Annotated in this window: 12 protein-coding genes; 3 read left to right on the top strand and 9 right to left on the bottom strand. The window is 72.6% G+C overall.

Annotated features, from left to right (window positions below):
- Positions 1 to 23: 23 nt before the first annotated feature.
- From AB0B68_RS11220 to AB0B68_RS11180, 9 genes are all read right to left on the bottom strand, one after another.
- On the bottom strand, positions 24 to 1,379 hold the full coding sequence (locus AB0B68_RS11220) for a cytochrome P450 (protein WP_357259415.1): 1,356 nt from the start codon (positions 1,377 to 1,379) through the stop codon (positions 24 to 26).
- Complete coding sequence (locus tag AB0B68_RS11215; RefSeq protein ID WP_357231940.1) at positions 1,376 to 1,882, bottom strand: flavin reductase family protein; 507 nt, start codon at positions 1,880 to 1,882, stop codon at positions 1,376 to 1,378. Before AB0B68_RS11215 ends, AB0B68_RS11220 begins: the two co-directional genes overlap by 4 nt.
- 48 nt (positions 1,883 to 1,930) lie before the next feature.
- Positions 1,931 to 2,371, bottom strand: a complete 441-nt coding sequence (locus AB0B68_RS11210) for an acyl-CoA thioesterase (RefSeq protein ID WP_357196712.1) — start codon at positions 2,369 to 2,371, stop codon at positions 1,931 to 1,933.
- 5 nt (positions 2,372 to 2,376) lie between these two features.
- A complete protein-coding gene (locus AB0B68_RS11205; protein WP_357259412.1) occupies positions 2,377 to 8,175 on the bottom strand; it encodes a type I polyketide synthase in 5,799 nt (1,932 codons plus the stop codon).
- Positions 8,176 to 8,250: 75 nt separating this feature from the next.
- The gene (locus AB0B68_RS11200; RefSeq protein WP_357259408.1) at positions 8,251 to 9,219 is read right to left on the bottom strand and encodes a DUF1702 family protein; all 969 of its coding nucleotides are present in this window, start codon (positions 9,217 to 9,219) and stop codon (positions 8,251 to 8,253) included.
- A 146-nt stretch (positions 9,220 to 9,365) separates the two neighbouring features.
- Positions 9,366 to 10,358, bottom strand: coding sequence for a DUF1702 family protein (locus AB0B68_RS11195; protein ID WP_357259405.1), 993 nt, complete (start codon positions 10,356 to 10,358; stop codon positions 9,366 to 9,368).
- 102 nt (positions 10,359 to 10,460) lie between these two features.
- On the bottom strand, positions 10,461 to 11,033 hold the full coding sequence (locus AB0B68_RS11190; protein WP_357259402.1) for a copper resistance CopC family protein: 573 nt from the start codon (positions 11,031 to 11,033) through the stop codon (positions 10,461 to 10,463).
- A complete protein-coding gene (locus AB0B68_RS11185; RefSeq protein ID WP_357259398.1) occupies positions 11,030 to 11,608 on the bottom strand; it encodes a hypothetical protein in 579 nt (192 codons plus the stop codon). The genes AB0B68_RS11190 and AB0B68_RS11185 overlap by 4 nt, the downstream gene beginning before the upstream one ends.
- A gap of 216 nt (positions 11,609 to 11,824) precedes the next feature.
- A complete protein-coding gene (locus AB0B68_RS11180; RefSeq protein ID WP_357259395.1) occupies positions 11,825 to 12,889 on the bottom strand; it encodes a carboxymuconolactone decarboxylase family protein in 1,065 nt (354 codons plus the stop codon).
- Positions 12,890 to 13,263: 374 nt separating this feature from the next.
- Here AB0B68_RS11180 and AB0B68_RS11175 point away from each other — a divergent pair, with 374 nt between their 5' ends.
- The 3 genes from AB0B68_RS11175 to AB0B68_RS11165 are packed head-to-tail and all read left to right on the top strand — an operon-like array spanning position 13,264 to position 16,624.
- Positions 13,264 to 13,833, top strand: coding sequence for a DUF5987 family protein (locus AB0B68_RS11175; RefSeq protein WP_357196735.1), 570 nt, complete (start codon positions 13,264 to 13,266; stop codon positions 13,831 to 13,833).
- Entirely contained in the window at positions 13,830 to 15,464 is a 1,635-nt protein-coding gene (locus AB0B68_RS11170; protein WP_357259392.1) for a GMC family oxidoreductase, read from the top strand. Before AB0B68_RS11175 ends, AB0B68_RS11170 begins: the two co-directional genes overlap by 4 nt.
- A 59-nt stretch (positions 15,465 to 15,523) precedes the next feature.
- Positions 15,524 to 16,624 (top strand): carboxymuconolactone decarboxylase family protein, encoded by a 1,101-nt coding sequence (locus tag AB0B68_RS11165; RefSeq protein ID WP_357259389.1) that lies wholly within the window; start codon positions 15,524 to 15,526, stop codon positions 16,622 to 16,624.
- The last annotated feature ends 357 nt before the right edge of the window (positions 16,625 to 16,981 follow it).

Genomic DNA, 16,981 nt, shown 5'->3' with positions numbered 1-16,981 from the left:
GCGGGGACGGCGGCGGACCACTGTCAGTCGGGCAGGCCGACGCGCATGTGCAGGCCGCCGCGCACCCGCAGTGACAGCATCGGCTCAGGCACCACCGGACGACCCGCCGGACGGGTCAGGCGCAGATCCCGCACCAGCAACGCGGTGGCGAAGGTGGCCTCCATCAGACCCAGGTGATTGCCCACGCAGAACCGGGGCCCCGCGCCGAACGGGATGTACGCGTACCGGGGTCGGTCGACGGAACGGGCCGGGTCGAACCGCTCCGGGTCGAATCGCTCCGGGTCGTCCCAGAACCGCGGGTTCCGGTGCAGGGTGTACGTGCAGATGAGCACGTCCGCGCCGGCGGGGACGTGGTAGCCGCCCACCTCGTCCTCGGACAGGGCCTTGCGCGGCAGCAGCCACACCGGCGGGTAGAGGCGCATCACCTCCTCCAGCACCATCGAGGTGTAGCGCAGCCGGCCCAGGTCGTCCATTGTGGGCAGCCGGTCACCGAGCACCGAGACCACTTCTTCGCGCAGCCGTTCGCGTACCTCGGGGTGCCGGTCGAGCAGGTACAGGGTCCAGCTCAGTGTGCTGGCGGTCGTCTCGTGGCCGGCGAGCAGCAGGGTGACCAGCTCGTCGCGGAGTCGGGCGCGTCCGATGCGCGGATCCCGCTCCCGGCCGGCGGAGGCGATCAGCCGGGACAGCACATCCGCCCGGTCGTCGTCGGCACTGCCGCGCTCAGTCACCAACTGGTCGACGATCCCCTCCAGCCGCCGCCGGGACTGCCGGAACCGCAGCTGCCGGGGCAGCGGGAGCACCGGCGGCACCGCGCTCAACGTCGCCAGTTCGAACATCGCCTGGTCCTGCACGGCGGCGAAGTCACCGCCGATGGTCGGGAACCGGCCCAGGTCGGTGTCGAGCAGAGTACGGCCCAGCACCCCCAGCGTCAGCGAGGTCATCTCGTCCGACATGTCGACGACGTCGCCGGCTCGGCGGCGGAGCCGCTCGACCAGGGCCGCGGCCTCCTCCGCCACCTGACCGGCCTGGGCGGCGATCCGCCGGCTCTGGAACGCCGGCTGAATCACCTTGCGCTGTTTGCGCCACAGCTCACCCTCGCTGGTGAGCAACCCGTCGCCGAGCGCCCGCCGGGCGTGCACCAACCCGATGCCCTTGTGGTAGTTGGCGGCGTTGTCGGCCAGCACATGCTTGGCGTGGTCCGGGTGGTTGAAGAAGTACAGGCTCTTCGGGCCGACGGGCAGGCGCGCCGCGTCGCCGTACCGTTGCGCGGCCGAGGTCATCATTCCCAGCCGGTCGCGATTCATCACCATCAGCATGCGGAGCGCCGCGAGGCGCGGCGGGCCGGGCGGCGTCCGGCGGGCCCGCGTCCCGACGCTCACGTCGTGGCTCCGCTACGCGCACGCTCCAACTGGCGGAACTGACCGTCGACGAAGACCAGCGCATCGTCGGCGTTGCGGTCCAGCGCCACCAGCCGACCGATGAAGATGCTGTGGTCCCCGCCGTCGTACGCCTGCCACAACTCGCACTCGAAGTGCGCGATCGCGCCGACCAGCAGCGGCGAGCCGGTCCGGCTGCCGGGCTGCCACTCGGCGAACTCGAACTGCTCCCGGCCCAGCGGCCGGCGACGGTCGGCGAAGTAGCGGGCCACCGGCTCCTGCGCCGCGCCGAGCACCGAGACCCCGAATTGCCCGGCTTCGGTCAGTGCGCCGTGCATCATCGCGTCCCGGCCGACACAGACCAGGGCCAGCGGCGGATCCAGGGAGACCGCGGTGAATGAGTTGGCCGTCATGCCGTGCGGGGTCGGGCCGCCTACGGTGACCACCGTGACGCCGGTGGCGAAGGCGGCGAGTGCCCAGCGGAGTGTCTTCGGGTCGGTCACCAGGCCGGTGGGTTGGGGATGAGCAGTCACAGTGACTCCTGGGGTCGCCGGTCAGGCCCGTACGCCCACGGCGTACGGCTTGAGCGCGGCCTCCAACGCCTCGGGCACCCGGGTGGGGACGGTGCGGGTGTTGGGGCCGCGCATGCACGCCACGCGCTGCGAGCCGCGGGCGACGAGGAGTTCGCCGCCGCCGGCGTCCAGCCGGACGTAGTCGAAGCCGAACTCGACCTGCGTCTGCGCCAGCTCACGCAGATGCATCCGGACGGCCAGCTCGTCGAAGGCGGTGATCTCGGCGAAGAACTCGCAATCGACCCGCAGTGTGAACAGCTTGAGATCCGCCCGGAGGTCGGCCAGGACCGCCGGCGCCTTCTCCTTGAGGAACATCTCCCGGCACCGCCCCTGCCACCGCAGGTAGTTGACGTAGTAGACGTTGCCGACGAGGTTGGTCTCTTCGAACCCGACAGTGTGCCGGTACTCGAACCAGCGCTCCACCGTCGTCACCTCCCCTCGGTGAGGATCGCGAACACCACCGGCTCGTCGACGCCGCGTACCGCGGTGACGAAGGCCGCCACCCGCAGCTCGCCGGCCCCGAACACCGTCCAGCCGGGACGCGGCGAGGGCAGCAGGGTCAGCGGTCCGCCGGGCTGGCCGCCGGACTTCTGCACACACTCCAGCGCCGTCCAGACCCGCGTCGCGGCCGTGTCGGCGTCCTCACCGGTGTCCGCGGCAACGAGCCGGGCCAGGCCGGCGTGCTCGCCGAGCAGGCCGTCCCACACCGCGTCGTCGCGGTGGAGCACCGTTTCGACGTCGCAGCCGAGGGCGCCGGTCGCGGTCACCGCCAGCGTCAGCCGCGCGCCGTGCGCCACGGACAGCGTCCGCCCGCCCGCGATCTCCGGGCGGCCGTCGGGGCGGTAGGTCACCTCGACCGGCTCGCCGGTCGAACGCCGCGCCGCGATCCGCGACCGGGCCCGCCGCACGGCCAGGTGCCCGCCCGGCTGGTCGGTCGCCTCGGTCGGGCCGTCCGGCTCGACCGCCACGGCCACCTGCGCGCCGAGGACGTCGCCCAGCGCCCGCTCCAGGTACGGCCCGAGTAGCGGCGCCACCCAGGGGCCGCGACCGTCCTGCTTGCGCACGGCACGCAGTCGCAGTCCCTCCCAGCGCTCCACGACCTCGCCGGCGGTGGTCCGCAGGACGACGTCGTAGACGTAGGTGTCGCCGTCGCGGCTACGCTCGGTGGCGCAGTAGCGCAGCTCACCCCGGCCGGTCAGCTTCTCCCCCGCCGGGTGGATCCGCTCCACTCCGGTCGGCAGCAGCGTGGCGTCCGGTACGCAGACCTGGTTGCCGTGCATCAGCGCGTCCCGCACACCGGGGTCACCGAGCAGCAGGCGGTCTGGCACGAACCGGGCGAACCAGTCGACGTCGTCGAGTGCCTCCACCTCGACGTCGACGTGGCGGGCGGCGGCCCGCCGGTAGCGGCGCAGCCGCTGGAACCGGTCACCCTGGAACAGCACGTCGCCGTACAGATCGTCGGCCGGTGACATCGACAGCGGGGCGATCTCGTCGCAGACCTGGTCGGGCGGGCCGTCGGGGGCCACCAAGTCGGTGAAGCGCATCGTCGCGGTGAAGTGATCGGCGGCGAAGCCCGTCTCCTCGCTGCGGATGGCGACCTGGACGGTGTCGTCGTCGGTCACCGTCGCGGCCACCCGGATCCGGCTGCGGCCGTACGGCGGGACGATGATCGGCCGGAGGAACTCTGCCCGCTCGATGACCGGCACCCGTCCGTCGCCGGTGACCGCACCGGCCACCTGGGCCATCGCCTCCATGCCGAACACCGCCGGGAAGAGCAGGTTGCCGTCGAGGAGGTGGTCGGCCAGGTAGAGGTCGGTACCGACGTTGAGGTCGACCTCGGTGATCAGCTCCACGCCGTGGTACCGGATCAACGGCCGTTCCACGAACCGCAGCAGCGGCAGCTCCGGCAGGTCGTAGCGGACCGTGTCGATGCCCTCGGTGCGGCCGCTGATCACCACAGTGCCGGGCGCGTCCGGGTCGGCCAGCAGCCGGCGCAGGATCGCGATGCCCTGGTCCGGCGTGACCGGGGTGACCCCGTCGCGGGTGAGGGACTCGATCACGGAGAGCCGTTCGCCCATGCCGACACCCGACCAGACCGACCACTCGAGGCAGACAGCCCGGCATCCCGGGTGCCGTCGGCCGAACTCCTCGGTGGTCTCGGCCAGCCAGTCGTTGGCGGTGGCGTAGTGCGCCTCGCCGCGCAGCCCGGCGCGGCCGATGATGCTGCCCAGGGTCACCAGCAGCTTGAGCCGGTCCGGGTCGACCGCTTCCAGGGTGGCCCGCAGGCCGTCGATCTTCGGCGCGAGCGTGGCCCGGAAGTCCGCCAGGTCCAGCCTGGCCAGCGAGGCGGGCTCGTTACGGCCGGCACCGTGCAGGACCGCGGTGACCGGACCGAGCTGCGCGGTGAGTTCGGCGACGGCACGACGTACCTGGTCGGCGTCGGTGATGTCGGCGCGGGCGTAGCGGACCGTCACCCCGGCCTCGGCGATCCGGGCCAGGTTGGCCGCCAGCTCGGTGTCGGACGCCGGGTCGGAACGGCCGAGCAGGGCCAGGCTCGCCCCGCTGTCGGTGGCCATGGCGAGCGCGCACTCGGCGGTGATGCCCTTGCCGCCGCCGGTGACCAGCAGCACGTCGTCCGCGCCGAGCGCGGGACGGGGCCGGGCGGCACGCACCGGCATGGCGCGCAGCGTCGGCACCCGGCGTACGCCGGAGGTGTCGTAGTGCACCTCGCGGTAGTCGGCGGTGCCCGCCACCTCGGTCACCACCCGGTCCACCACTGCCGCGTCGTCGGAAAGGTGAACGATGGTGACCCGGGCGTGGGGCGCCTCCAGGCGGAGGGTCTTGGCCAGGCCGGCCGCGCCGCGACCGTGCTGGACCAGCACGTACCTGGTGCCAGGGGCACCGCCAAGGACCTCCCGGGCCCCGGTCAGCGCCAGGTCGAGCGCCTCCTCCGGGCAGGGGTCGGGCAGGCAGACCAGCACCCCGTCGCCGAGGTTCGCCCGCTGCAGGGCGGTGGCCAACCGGTCGGCCCAGGGGTGTCCGGGTGCGGCGTGCACCCGCCACCGGCCGGTCTCCTCGGGAGCCACCCGCGCGGGCGCGGGCAGCTCGTCCAGGTCCAGCCGCCAGGGCCGGGCCCAGGCGGCGGCTCCGGCCACCGACGGCTCGGTCACCGACCCGGCCTGCCCAGCCGTACCGGCCAACTCGTCCAACGCCTCGGCCAGCTCCCGAACGGTGGCAGTGGCGAAGTTGGTGGGCAGCGCCGCGGTCGGCACCCCCATCCGCTGGGCGAGGTCGTTGACCACCTGGCCGACGGTGATCGAGCTGAGGTGCAGGTCGTCCAGGAGGTGGCTGTCCGGCTGCACCGTCTCCAGCGGGAGTTCCGCCCGCTCAGCGGCCAACTGGCGCAGCTGTTCCTCGGCAGACTCGCCGAGGAGGTCCGCGACAGTCGGCTCGGCGGGCCGGGCGGCCGGCGTGAGCGCCGCCGCGGCGGTGGCCTCCGGCAGCAGCAGCGGCGGCGCCTCCTCACACGGGCTGGCCAGGAAGGAGAACCGCTGGCCGATCTGGAGCGGCCGGATCAGCCGGCCGTGGAACAGCCCGCTGTCCACCGGTGCCGCACCGACCACGTACGCCGCGCCGACCACCTTGAGCAGACTGGCGATCGACTCCTCGTCGGTGTCCAGGGCGACCGCTGGTACGTCGGTGGTCCGGGACGCCAGCCCGGTCAGTACCCGGCCCGGCCCGACCTCGACGAACAGGTCGACGTCCTTCGCGGCGAGGGTGACAGCCAGGGTGAACAGCACCGGGTCGGTGATCTGGCGGCTCAGCAGGGCGGGCACGTCGGTGTCGGCCGGCAGCACGTCGCCGGTGACAGTGGAGACCAGCCGCCGGTCCAGCGGCCGGAACGGCTCGTCGGCCAGCGCCGCACCGAACGCCGAGGCCGCCGGGGCCACCAGCGGCGAGTGGAACGCGTGCGAGACGGACAGGACGGAGGCGTTCAGCCCCGCGTCCGACGCCCTCCGGCACGCAGCCTTGACCGCGTCCTCCGCACCGGCGATCACGGTGTGGTCGGGGCTGTTGTAGCCGGCGATCACCACCGGCAGGTCGGCGATCAGCGGGTCGACGGCCTCCGGCGCGGCACCGAGGCTGGCCATCGTGCCGGAGGCGCTGTGCCGGGCCATGGTCTGGCCCCGCACGGCGGCGATACGCAGCAGGCCCGCCTCGTCGATCGCGCCGGCCCAGTGCAGCGCGGAGATCTCGCCCAGGCTGTGACCGACCGCCACGGCGGCCTCGATGCCGAGCGTGGTCAACGCCCGCAGGCCCGCGGCGGAGCCGGTGACGATGCGCGGCTGGGCCACCTCGGTGGCCACCACGTCGCCGCCGGTGGGCAGGTTCGCCCGCTGGTACACCTCCTCCGCCTCGGCGAACCGGCGACGCAGCGCGCCGCCGCTGACGCCCCGTCCGGAGCCCTGCCCGGGAAAGAGGAAGCCGATCCGTCCCGGCCCGCTGACGTGGCCGACCAGGCAGCGGCCGTCGGCGGAGAACATCCGGGTCTCCCCGGCCTCCACCGAGTCGCGTACCTTGCGCAGCCGCCGCTCGGCGTCCTCGGGCGAGGAGACGACCACGGCCGCCCGGAAGGGCTGCTCGCGCAGCTCACCGTGCAGGGTCGCGGCCAGGTCGGCGAGCTGGGCGTACGCCAGGGACGGCACGAACTCGATCAGCTGGTCCAGCCGCTGCACCAGATCATTCGGAGTCGGCGCGTCGACCACCAGCAGTTCGGCGTCCTGGAGGCCGGTGGCCAGGGCGCGCGTACGGGTGTCCAGTGTCGACCGGCGGCGTGAACGGGAGTTGTCCAGGACGATGTGGGTGTTGATGCCGCCGAACCCCATCGCGGTGATCCCCGCGCGAACCGGTGTGTCAGCGGGCCAGGCCTCCGCCCGGCGCAGTGCCCGCAGCGCGGGGGTGCCCTCGCTGATCAGCGCGTGCGGGTCGACGCAGCCGATGGCGGGCGGCAGCACCTCCTGGTGCACCGCCATCGCGGCCTTGATCAGGCCGGCCACTCCGGCGGCTGCCTTGGTATGACCGATCATTCCCTTCACCGAGCCGATCGCGGCTGGCGGCGCCGTCGGGTCCGCCTCGGCGCGGGCGAGCGACAGCGCCTCCAACTCGGTCGCGTCGCCGACCTTGGTGCCGGTGCCGTGGCCCTCGAACAGCCCGACGGTCTCGATGCCGAAGCCCGTGCGCTCGTACGCGCGGCGCAGCGCCAGCTGGTAGCCGTTGATCTCGGGCCGGGTGATGCCGCCCTTGCCGTCGGAGGAGATGCCCCAGCCTGCGATCGAGGCGTAGATGCGGTGCCCTCCGGCGCGGGCCTCGTCCTCCCGCATCAGCACCACCATGCCGCAGCCCTCGCCCGGCCAGAAGCCGTTTGAGGAGCGGTCGTAGACCCGCATCTCGCCGGTGGCCAGCGCACCGGTCTTGGCGAAGCCGATGATCTCGAACGGGTCGATGGAAAGGTCGACGCCGCCGGCGACCGCGACGTCCACGTCGCCGTCGATCAGCGTCTTGCAGGCGGTGGCCACCGACAGCAGCGACGAGGAGCAGGCACCGTCGACTGTGTATCCGCCACCGTTGAAGTCGAAGTGGTTGCAGATCCGCCCGGCGATGGTGTTCGACAGGGCGCCGGCCAGGGTGTCCTCGTCGATCTCCGGGAACGGACTCTTGAAGGTGGCCTCGAAGCCGTCCAGGAAGGTGGCGAGCTGGTCGTCGTCCCAGTCCTGCTCCTTGAGCGCCGCGCCGACCATCCGCCGCACGTACGGCCAGCGGAGGCGGAGCTGATTCGCGCGGGAGAACTCACCGGTGAGGCTGTTGCCGATGACCACGCCGGTCCGCTCCCGGGGCAGCCCTTCGGCCATCGGGAAGCCGGCGTCGGCCAGCGCGGCGGCGGCGACGTCCAGCGCCAGCCAGTGGGTGAGGTCGGTGGAGCGGAAGGTGCTGCCGGCGATCTTGTAGGCCACCCGGTCGAACTCGTACCCTTCGATGACCGCCGCGTTGCGCGAGTAGAACCGGTCCGGGGTCTTCGGATCGGCGTCCCAGTAGTCGTCCAGCTTCAACCGCACGTCGGGCAGCCGCCGGAAGGCCCGCCGGCCAGCCAGTGCGTTCTCCCACAACTCCCGCGGAGACGTGGCGTCGGGATATCGGCACGCCATGCCCACCACAGCGATTCTTGTCATACTGACTACGCCCTTCCTCAAACGCCCGGCGCAGCACGGAACAATTCGCGCACGGTCTTCGGTGAATGAAGCAAATCAACTATTCCGAATCGGCACGAGCGCGTTCCTGATCCGTTGCCGCCACACTTCGTACGCGGGGAAGCCGTTCGCCGGGGCCACCCCGATCCGGGTGTCGTCGGTGACCGCCGAAGCGTCCCGCGTGGACAACCCGCACAGCACCCGGGTGGCCACCTCGTTGTGCGGCACCGTCAGGCCGGCGCGTACCCGGGCCCCGGCCGCGAAGGCCGACCCCTGGGCCAGGTCGCCCCGGTACGACCCGGACAGCTCGCGCAGCCGCTCCAGCCCCGCCTCGTCAGCGCCGCCGGCATAGGTGGCGGCCAGCCCGGCACCGGCCCACAGATCCGCTCGACGCCGCTCCGGGAACCCGGCGAACAGGCGGGCCAGCCGGTCCGGATCGGCCCCGACCACGAACCAGGAGGCTCGGCCGACGCCCTGGTCGATCGCACGCACCGCGTACCTGCCCGGGTCGTCGCCGGGCCAGGAGAAGGTTTCCTCGCGGTAGCGCTGCTCGATGTAGCGTCCGGTGCGGAAGTACGCCTGGTGGAAGCCGTAGCCGTCCAGCACCAGCCAGCGCAGCAGCGGGTCCGGCGCGTACAGCCGGGACCAGAGGAACCGGGGCAGGCGGGCCATCGCCCATCCCACACCGACGTACGCCATGTAGACGTGCGGGTCACCGGGGCCGGCGAGGAACTCGGCCACCCGCCCGCCCCGCCCGGGCAGCGCGTCGCGGATGCTCAGGCCCATGGCCGCGCCTTCGTAGGCGAAGCCGCGCCAGGTGGGCGCCAACCGCTCCAGCGGCGCCACGACGTCGGCCACGACGCGGGCCTCCGCGGCCTCGCCGAAGCCGGCGAGGAAGGACCCGCCGACGGTCTCCAAGCGCTCACGCGTCGCCTCGTCCTTGACGTGGAAGCCCCGGACGTCACACCTCGTCTGGGAGATGTCCGGGGTAAGGACACGCCGTCGCAGCCTTCGCCAAGCTCTCATCAGCACCCCCAGGGCAATAGATATGTCGCCAATATTCGCAGCCCGGGCGAGGACATTCTTCTTCTTTGTTGCGGCGCTTTTCACCGACCTCGGGCAGGCAGGGGCCGCGCCCGGAAAATGGGCGTAATAACGGGTAGCGGGAATCGCTACGACACGCGCGTGGTGGGCACCGGGAAATGAGCGCGGATGCGGCGGCGCCACACTTCGTAGTCCGGTTCGGCGTCGTCGGCGAAGCTGTCGACCGCGACGTCGTCGGCCAGGGCGGCGGCGGCCTCGACCGACATGCCGGCCAGTGCCGTCAGCGCGACCTCGGTGTGCGCCGGCTGGAACCCGGAGAAGTGCCGGGCCTTCGCCGCGAAGACCGCGCCCTGCGCCAGGTGCGCGTGGTCCTCTCCGGCGGCGTCCGCCAGCGAGCGCAGGCTGCCGAGGTCGGCGCCGCCGGCGAACGTGGCCGCCAGGCCGACACCGCTCCACAGGTCCGCCTGCCGGGCCGGCGCGAATCGCCGCACCGCCGCGGCGACGTCCGCCGCGCCGGCCCCGTGGATGAACCAGAGCGCCCGGCCGATGCCCTGGTCGACGGCGCGCGGGAAGTAGTCCGCCCGCCCCTGCCAGGGGTACGCGGGCAGCAACTCCTGCCGGGTCACCCACCGCTCGGTCTCGAAGTACGCCCGGTCGAAGCCGTAGCCGTCGACGGCCAGCCAGCTCATCGTCGGGTAGTAGGGGGTGCCGGCCAGATCCGGCAGCACACCCTTCCACAGTGGGCGTGGCAGGCGGGCCATGGCGAACCCGATGCCGATGTAGGTCAGGAAGGTGTGCGGCCGGCCCGGACCGGCGAGCAGCTCCCGGGCTCGGTGACGGCGTGGTCCCGGCATCGCGTCGATGACGGTGAGCGCCATCGCGGCGCCCTCGTACGCGAAGCCGCGCATCTCCGGTTCGACCAGTTCCAGACGACGTTCCAGCTCCCACTGGTCGCGCATGTCGATGCCCCACTCGAACCCGCAGATCACCGCCTGCGGAATCGCCTCGAGCCGGCGGGTCACCGGGCCGGGCGTCACGGGGAAGCCGCGGCGGGCGAAGGTCGTCTCCGCCAGTGACGGCGTCAGGACCAGCCGCCGTATCGAACCCACTGTCGTCGGCATCGTCGTCCTCCTCACGGCCCGGCGACGTGCCGCGGCCGGCGTACCCATCGTCGTACGCCGGCCGCGTCTCGCGCGCCTTCGTTCATGCGCTCCCGGTCACCGTCAGCGTCGCCCCGCCCGGATCCGGGGCCGGCGCAGCAGCACGACGGCCACGACCACGACCAGCAGCAGGTCCAGCACGAGGAGGCCCACGCTGAGGGGGTCGTCGGCACCGTGTTGGTGCCCACCGGGCCCGACCGAGGGGGCGTCGGCGGCCACCGACACGGGCGGCCCGCCAGCGGCCACTGTGAACCGGGTCGTGCCGCTCAGTTGCCGTCCGTCGGTCAGGAGAACGTGGTACGCGGCCAGGTACGCCCCGGCGGTCTGAACACTGACGGGCAGCACCAACCGCTGCTCCTCCAGCTTCGCCGGGCCGGCCGCTATCGAACGGCTCTGACCGGCCGGCGCGACGGCCAGATGGAACTCCCTCGCTCGCACCGTGCCCTCGAAGGTGACCACCACCTCGGCCGGCGGACCCGCGACTGTCGCGCCGTCCGCCGGCGTCACCGCGGCGACCCGGGCGCTCGGCTTGTCGGTGAGTGCGGCCAGCGCCACCACCGCGCAGACCACAACGGCGAGGAGGTACCCGAACCAGCGGGACCCTGGCCCCGATCGCGCTGCTTCCGGCGCCGTCACGGCGTGCTGGGCGCCACGGTAAACCGTGGGGCGCAGCGGCAGGTCATCAGCTCGGACTCGGCCCGGTTGGGCCGTAGGTGCAGGATGATCGCGATCACCATCGGCAGGAACACCACGGTGTTGTAGAACAGGTGGAGCTCGACCCGGGGCAGGACCAGCTGCAACATGCTGGTGGGAACGGAACGGCCGAAGAAGAACGTGCCGGTCTGAGCCTGCACGAAGAGCATCAGGTGCTCGATGTGGTGCCAGAACTGGATCCCGAAGGCGACCATCCACCAGGTGCGTGACCGGCCCACGAAACCGCCGCGCAGCAGCCACAGGCCGACCAGCATCACCAGCGCGTACGCGTAGTGCAGCCATTCGGAGGTGACCAGCCAGGGGAAGTACAGACCGAGCACTCCGCGCGCCTGCGGCACGGGCCAGCCCAGCGCCCAGATCTGGAACGCCTGCGTGAGGTGCTCGGCCCAGTGCGCCAGCACCACGACCATGAACAGGTTCAGCGCGGTACGGTGGTGGGCACCGTTCCACCAGTTGGTCGGGCCGACCCTCCCGGTTCGCGCCGCATCAACACTCATCCTGGCCTCCAGTCGCCGTAGCGGTCGCCGCCCGAGCCCTGCGGACGGCATCCCCTCCCACCCTTCCGGGTCGCGGCGCATCGTCTTACTTCCACAATGCTCAGTTGGCGCCGGACCCGCCTCGTCCGCCGCCGCTTCCATGTCCGCAGCCTTTGCTCTGCACCCGCGGATGCGCCACCCGGCGGCCGGGCGGCACGTCCGGATGCGGGGCGGTGGTCAGCCGTGGCGCTGGGGCGGCGGCCCGGTCACCGGGTCGGCCACCTGCCGGGCGCCGACCAGGGAAGCCGCCGACCAGGCAGCCCAGGCCGCGGCGTCGACCAGCGAAGCGTCCTCTGGGTGGTGGCGGCGGAACTCCTGGACCACCTCCGCGTCGACCTGGTACGAGGCGACCGCGGTGAGCAGCGCCAACCGCGCTGCGGCTCGATCCGCCGGTGCCAGGTCGGCGATCAGGCGCTCGCACCAGTCGGTGCTGATTCCGGTGTCCCTCCCCCGCCACCCCGAGAGATGCGCGGTGAGCAGGTCGCGTACCTCCGGGGAGAGCGCGCGGTCACCGGCGGCGCGGAAGACCTGGTCGGCCCGGCCCACCGCGGCGGCCACCGCCGGCCGGGGCGCCGCCCAGGCGGTGGCCGCGCGCAGCGGCGCGGCGGGCAGCAGGCCCGAGGCCCGGCCCGGCTCGCGCGGCTCCCGCAGGGTGGGACGCAGGACCCGGCTGATCCCCTGCTTGAGTCGGCGACGGGACCACGGAGCAAGGCCCGGCGGCAGCAGGAAGTTCGCCAGGAAAACGTTCACCATGCGGGTCAGGTAATGAAAGGCGACGACCACCCCGATCAGTTCCGCGCGGTCTGCCGGGGACAGCCCGGCGGGCGGCGGCGCGGCGTCGTCGGACTGGTGTGCGGTACGCGCCCACTCCGCCGCGACGCGCAGCTCCGGCTCGGTGATGTCCTGCATCCGGTCGCCGGCGACCGCCTCGGCGGCGTGCTCGCCGGACAGGTCGTACATGCCGACGGTGTGCATGTCGGCGCAGTACGGGCAGGTGTTCGCCACCGACACCGCCGCGGCGACGGCCTCCTTGGTGGCCCGGTCCACCGGCCCCACCGTGACCAGGGGTTCACGTGTCAGCGCCCAGTACGCGGCCAGCACGTCCGGTGCCGGAGAGTGCATCAACGCGGGCGGCACCACGAGTCGCATCTCATCGGCCACCTGCGCGTACACCTCGGCGACCAGCCCGTCGGCCGACCCGGGCGAAACCGGGGACACGTACCTGACCTGCCGACGCACCATTGAGGACGCTACTCGCCCGGCGACCATCTCCGTCCTCCATCCGTCGTCGTGTTCCCGGTCAGTATCAGCGGGCGGCGGTCGCTTGGAGTGGGGCCGACCGGTCCAGCGCACGACCGGAGAAGCCCCGCACAGAACCTGGGGTTTTCCTCCAGATTCGGGGGTTCCGTGCGAGCGCAACGACGAAGATGCGGTCCCCGTCGTGCTGCCGTCACGATGTGGGAAAGCGATCCGTGAGCGGTGTCCGGTGGGTCACCGCCGCGGGTCCGGCACGACGGCCACGGCACTGACCGGCCCGGCGGGCACCTCCTCCGGTCGCGCGTCCGCCAGTCGGACGACCCGTACCGGCGCGCCGACCACGGACAGGAGGCGATGCGGTGCAGCCCGACGAATCCGAGCGCAATCCGGATCGGACCCTCGTGCTAGAGGCGTTCGCGGACACCATCATTCCCGGCGAGAAACGGTTTCCCGGGGACCGCAGCGTGGCCGGGGTGTCAGCCGGCGGTGGTGCGGTGGCGGCCGGTGCGGTCGAGCTTCTCGAGAACCCGGCCGGCGGTCTGGCCGAAGGACTGGACTCCCTGGTGTTCTCCCTCAACGACCACGCACGGGAGTACGCGGCCGGCCGCGACCTGACGCTGGACCCGACGGTGCCGCCGTTCGTGGCACTGCCGTTCGACCACCGCACCGCCCTGGTCGCGGACCTCACCCAACCGGATCACCCGGAAAAGCAGATGTGGGTGGGCCTGGCCCTGTTCAGCAACATGGCCTTCGACAGCGCCGCGCACCTCAGCACACCCGCCGCGCTGGCCGCCGGCCACCCGGGTCTGCTCACCATCGGCTACGAACAGCCGCAGGCCGACGGCATCTGGCGGTTCGAGTCCTTCTCCTACGGCCGGCAACTGGCCGACCTCCACCCCGACACGACGGCGACGGGCAGCCCCGCATGACCAGCATCGAATCGACCGACGTTCTCATCATCGGCAGCGGCTTCGGCGGGGCCATCCCCGCGTACCACCTCGCTGCGGGCGGTGCCCGCGTGACCGTCCTGGAGCGCGGCCCGTGGCTGCGCGGCGAGGAGTTCGACCACGACTTCCTGCTCGGCTCGTCGTACACCCGGGTCTTCGACTTCGTGGTCGGCGACGGCATGAGCGTGCTCGGCGGCAACTGTGTCGGCGGCGGAAGCGTTGTCTACTTCGCCACCATGCCGCGCGCGCCGCGCTTCGTCTTCGAGCGACGCGGCAGCATCGGCCGCCGGATGTGGCCCAGCTCGATCAGCCGGGACGCCCTCGAACCCTGGTACGACCGGGTCGCCGAGGCGCTGCCGATCACCCGGCAGACCTGGGACAAGATCCCGTACGCCGGTGGTCTGTTCGGCGCGGCCTGTCGGCACGCCGGGCGCACCGCCAACCCGGCGCCGTCCGCCGTCGACGTGGACATGTGCACCAACTGCAACTGGATGATGTCCGGCTGCCGGTTCGACGCCAAGCGATCGCTGCTGCTGAACTACCTGCCGGCGGCGCTCGCCCACGGCGCGGAGATCCGGCCGCTGCACGAGGTGCAGCAGATTTCCCGTAACGACGACGGCGGCTACCGGGTGCACTACCGGATCGTGGACGGCGAGGACTACCGGATCCTGCACGACGAAGGTGCGATCGACGCGAAGCTCGTCATCGTCGCGGCGGGTGCCGGTGCCACACCGGTGATCCTGCAACGGTCGGAGCCCGGGCTGGGCACCATGCCGCACGCGGTGGGGCGCTACTTCTCCGGCAACGGGGAGCGACTGAACACCGCCGTCTTCGACGAGGACCGGATCCGAGACGTGCTCGGGCTGTCCCGACCGGACGGGCGGGCCTACGAGGCGTACCAGATCGGGCGCGGCCCGACGGTGGCCAGTTGGGACCGGCTCGACGGCAACCTGCCCGAGTTCGAGCGCTACTCACTGGAGCAGCTCTACTTCCCGCCGGGGTTGGGCACCATCCTGGCGCAGGCACCCGACGCCAGCGGCCCGACCTGGTTCGGGGTGGACAAGAAGGAGATGCTGCGCCGCTGGCAGTCCTGGCTGACGATCTTCATCATGTCCGAGGACGACAACGAGGGCGTCTTCGGACCACCGCCGGAGACCGGCAACGCGCACCGCTTCTCCCAGCAGATGCTGGGGCACGGTCCGCTGAGCTACAAGCCCACCGCGAACACCCGGCGGGGCTGGTCACTGGCCGACGCCGACATCAAGGACATCCTGGAACGCGACGGGCTGGCCCGGGTCGAGCCGTGGACGAACGACCTGGTCGGCGCGTACACGGTGCACCCGTTGGCGTCCTGCCGGATCGGCGACGACCCGGCCACCTCGGCGCTGGACGACCGGCACGAGCTGCGCGGACACCCCGGAATCTTCGTCACCGACGGATCGGCGGTCCCCGGTGCGCTCACGGTGAACCCGGCGTTCACGATCGCCGCCCTCGCCGAACGCGCCATGCCGGGCATCATTCGGGCCGCGCAGGAGCGTGGGGTCTCCGTCACCTACGGGGCGCCATCGCCGGACGGCGAGACCGCCGGCCGCCGGGCGGTGTTCGCCCGCTGAACCGTCGGGCGTCGGCCGGCCGGGCGCCGGCCGGCGCCTGTTCTTCCGAGGGAGAATCGGTGCGAAAGCTCATCGCGAGGGTCGCTCGACCCGCCACGGCGTTGCAACTCCGGCACGTCGCGCCAGTCGCGCCGAGCCGGGCCGACGGCCCGGTGGCGGCCGTGTACCAGCAGATCGAACGGGACTTCGGGATGCTCGCACCGCCGGTGGCGCTGCACGCGGCCTCTCCGGTCGTGCTCGCCGCGGCCTGGACCATGCTGCGCGAGGCGCTGCTGGCGTCCGGGCAGACGGGCCGGGAGGCCCGGGAGGTGGTGGCAGCCGGGGTGTCCCAGGCCAACCGTTGCCCGTACTGCGTGGACGTGCACGGTGGCACCCTCGCCGGCCTGCTGAGCGGCCCGGACGCCGCCGCCATGCTGACCGGGCAGTTGGCCGACCTGCGGGACCCGCGGCTGCGTGAGCTGGCCCGCTGGGCCGCCAACGGCGGGCCGCCGCCGTTCGCGCCCGAGCACGGTCCCGAACTCGTCGGCGTCGCTGTGGTGTTCCACTACCTGAACCGGATGGTCAACGTCTTCCTGCCGGACTCGCCCCTGCCACCGGTGCCCCGCCCGGTCGCTGCGGTGCTGCGCCGGGGCGCGGCCCGGATCCTGGCCGGGCTGGCCGGCAGGGCCGTGGTCCCGGGCGAGTCCCCGGGCCTGCTGCCTCCGGCGACGGTGCCGCCGGACCTGTCCTGGACCGGCGACCGGCCGCACCTGGTGGCGGCGTTCGCCCGGTCCGCGGCGGTGGTCGACGCGGCAGGCGAACGCACCGTCCCGGCACCGGTACGCCGGCTGTTGACGGCGCAGCTCCCTCGCCTTGGCGCGCCCCCGTCCGGCCTGGACGCGCGCCCGGCCGCCCTGCGACTTGGTTGGCTCGACGAGTGCGTCGCGGGCCTGCCGGAGTCGGACCGCCCGGCGGGGCGTCTGACGTTGCTGGTGGCGTTCACCTCCTACCGGGTCACCGCCGCCGATGTCGACCGGGTACGCGCCCAGGGGTACGACGACCGCGGCCTCGTCGAACTGGCCGCCTGGTCGAGCCTCACCGCCGCCCGTCACCTGGGCGCGCGCGCCCTTCGCGTGGCGCCGGCCCCGACGGCGGGCTGGAGCCGGCGCACCATCGGCTGATCCTGGAGGGCGTACGGCCCGCCCGACGCCTCCTGGATGTCGCCGGCCGCGCCTTCAGGTGCAACGACGCCGGCCCGTCTGGTACGCCTTCCTGAGCAGTAGGACGCGCCCCTCGGGTGTGTCTCCCCACGGGTGTCCCGCCGACGGGATACTCGAAAGGGGTCGGTCAGACAACCCTCGCCCCCATCCCTGGTAGGGACCGTGCCGGGTGGCACGAGGCGGTGCGGCCGACGGGATTCCACTGTCATTTACCCTATTGTTCACCTGGCCGGACGGCGATCTTTGGAATCCGTCCGGACTGACCATCCGGGCCCGATCGAAACCAGCGCGACGAGCGGCTGAGCCATTTCCTCGGCA

This window comes from Micromonospora sp. NPDC049049, from assembly GCF_040649115.1.
In the GTDB taxonomy this organism is placed as follows: domain Bacteria; phylum Actinomycetota; class Actinomycetes; order Mycobacteriales; family Micromonosporaceae; genus Micromonospora.
This window is presented reverse-complemented; position numbering and strand designations above follow the sequence as displayed.

Coding starts and splice junctions, on each gene's coding strand:
- AB0B68_RS11170 (WP_357259392.1), top strand. CDS start 13,830: ATGACCAGCATCGAATCGACCGACGTTCTCATCATCGGCAGCGGCTTC.
- AB0B68_RS11185 (WP_357259398.1), bottom strand. CDS start 11,608: ATGAGTGTTGATGCGGCGCGAACCGGGAGGGTCGGCCCGACCAACTGG.
- AB0B68_RS11200 (WP_357259408.1), bottom strand. CDS start 9,219: ATGAGAGCTTGGCGAAGGCTGCGACGGCGTGTCCTTACCCCGGACATC.
- AB0B68_RS11180 (WP_357259395.1), bottom strand. CDS start 12,889: ATGGTGCGTCGGCAGGTCAGGTACGTGTCCCCGGTTTCGCCCGGGTCG.
- AB0B68_RS11195 (WP_357259405.1), bottom strand. CDS start 10,358: ATGCCGACGACAGTGGGTTCGATACGGCGGCTGGTCCTGACGCCGTCA.
- AB0B68_RS11205 (WP_357259412.1), bottom strand. CDS start 8,175: ATGACAAGAATCGCTGTGGTGGGCATGGCGTGCCGATATCCCGACGCC.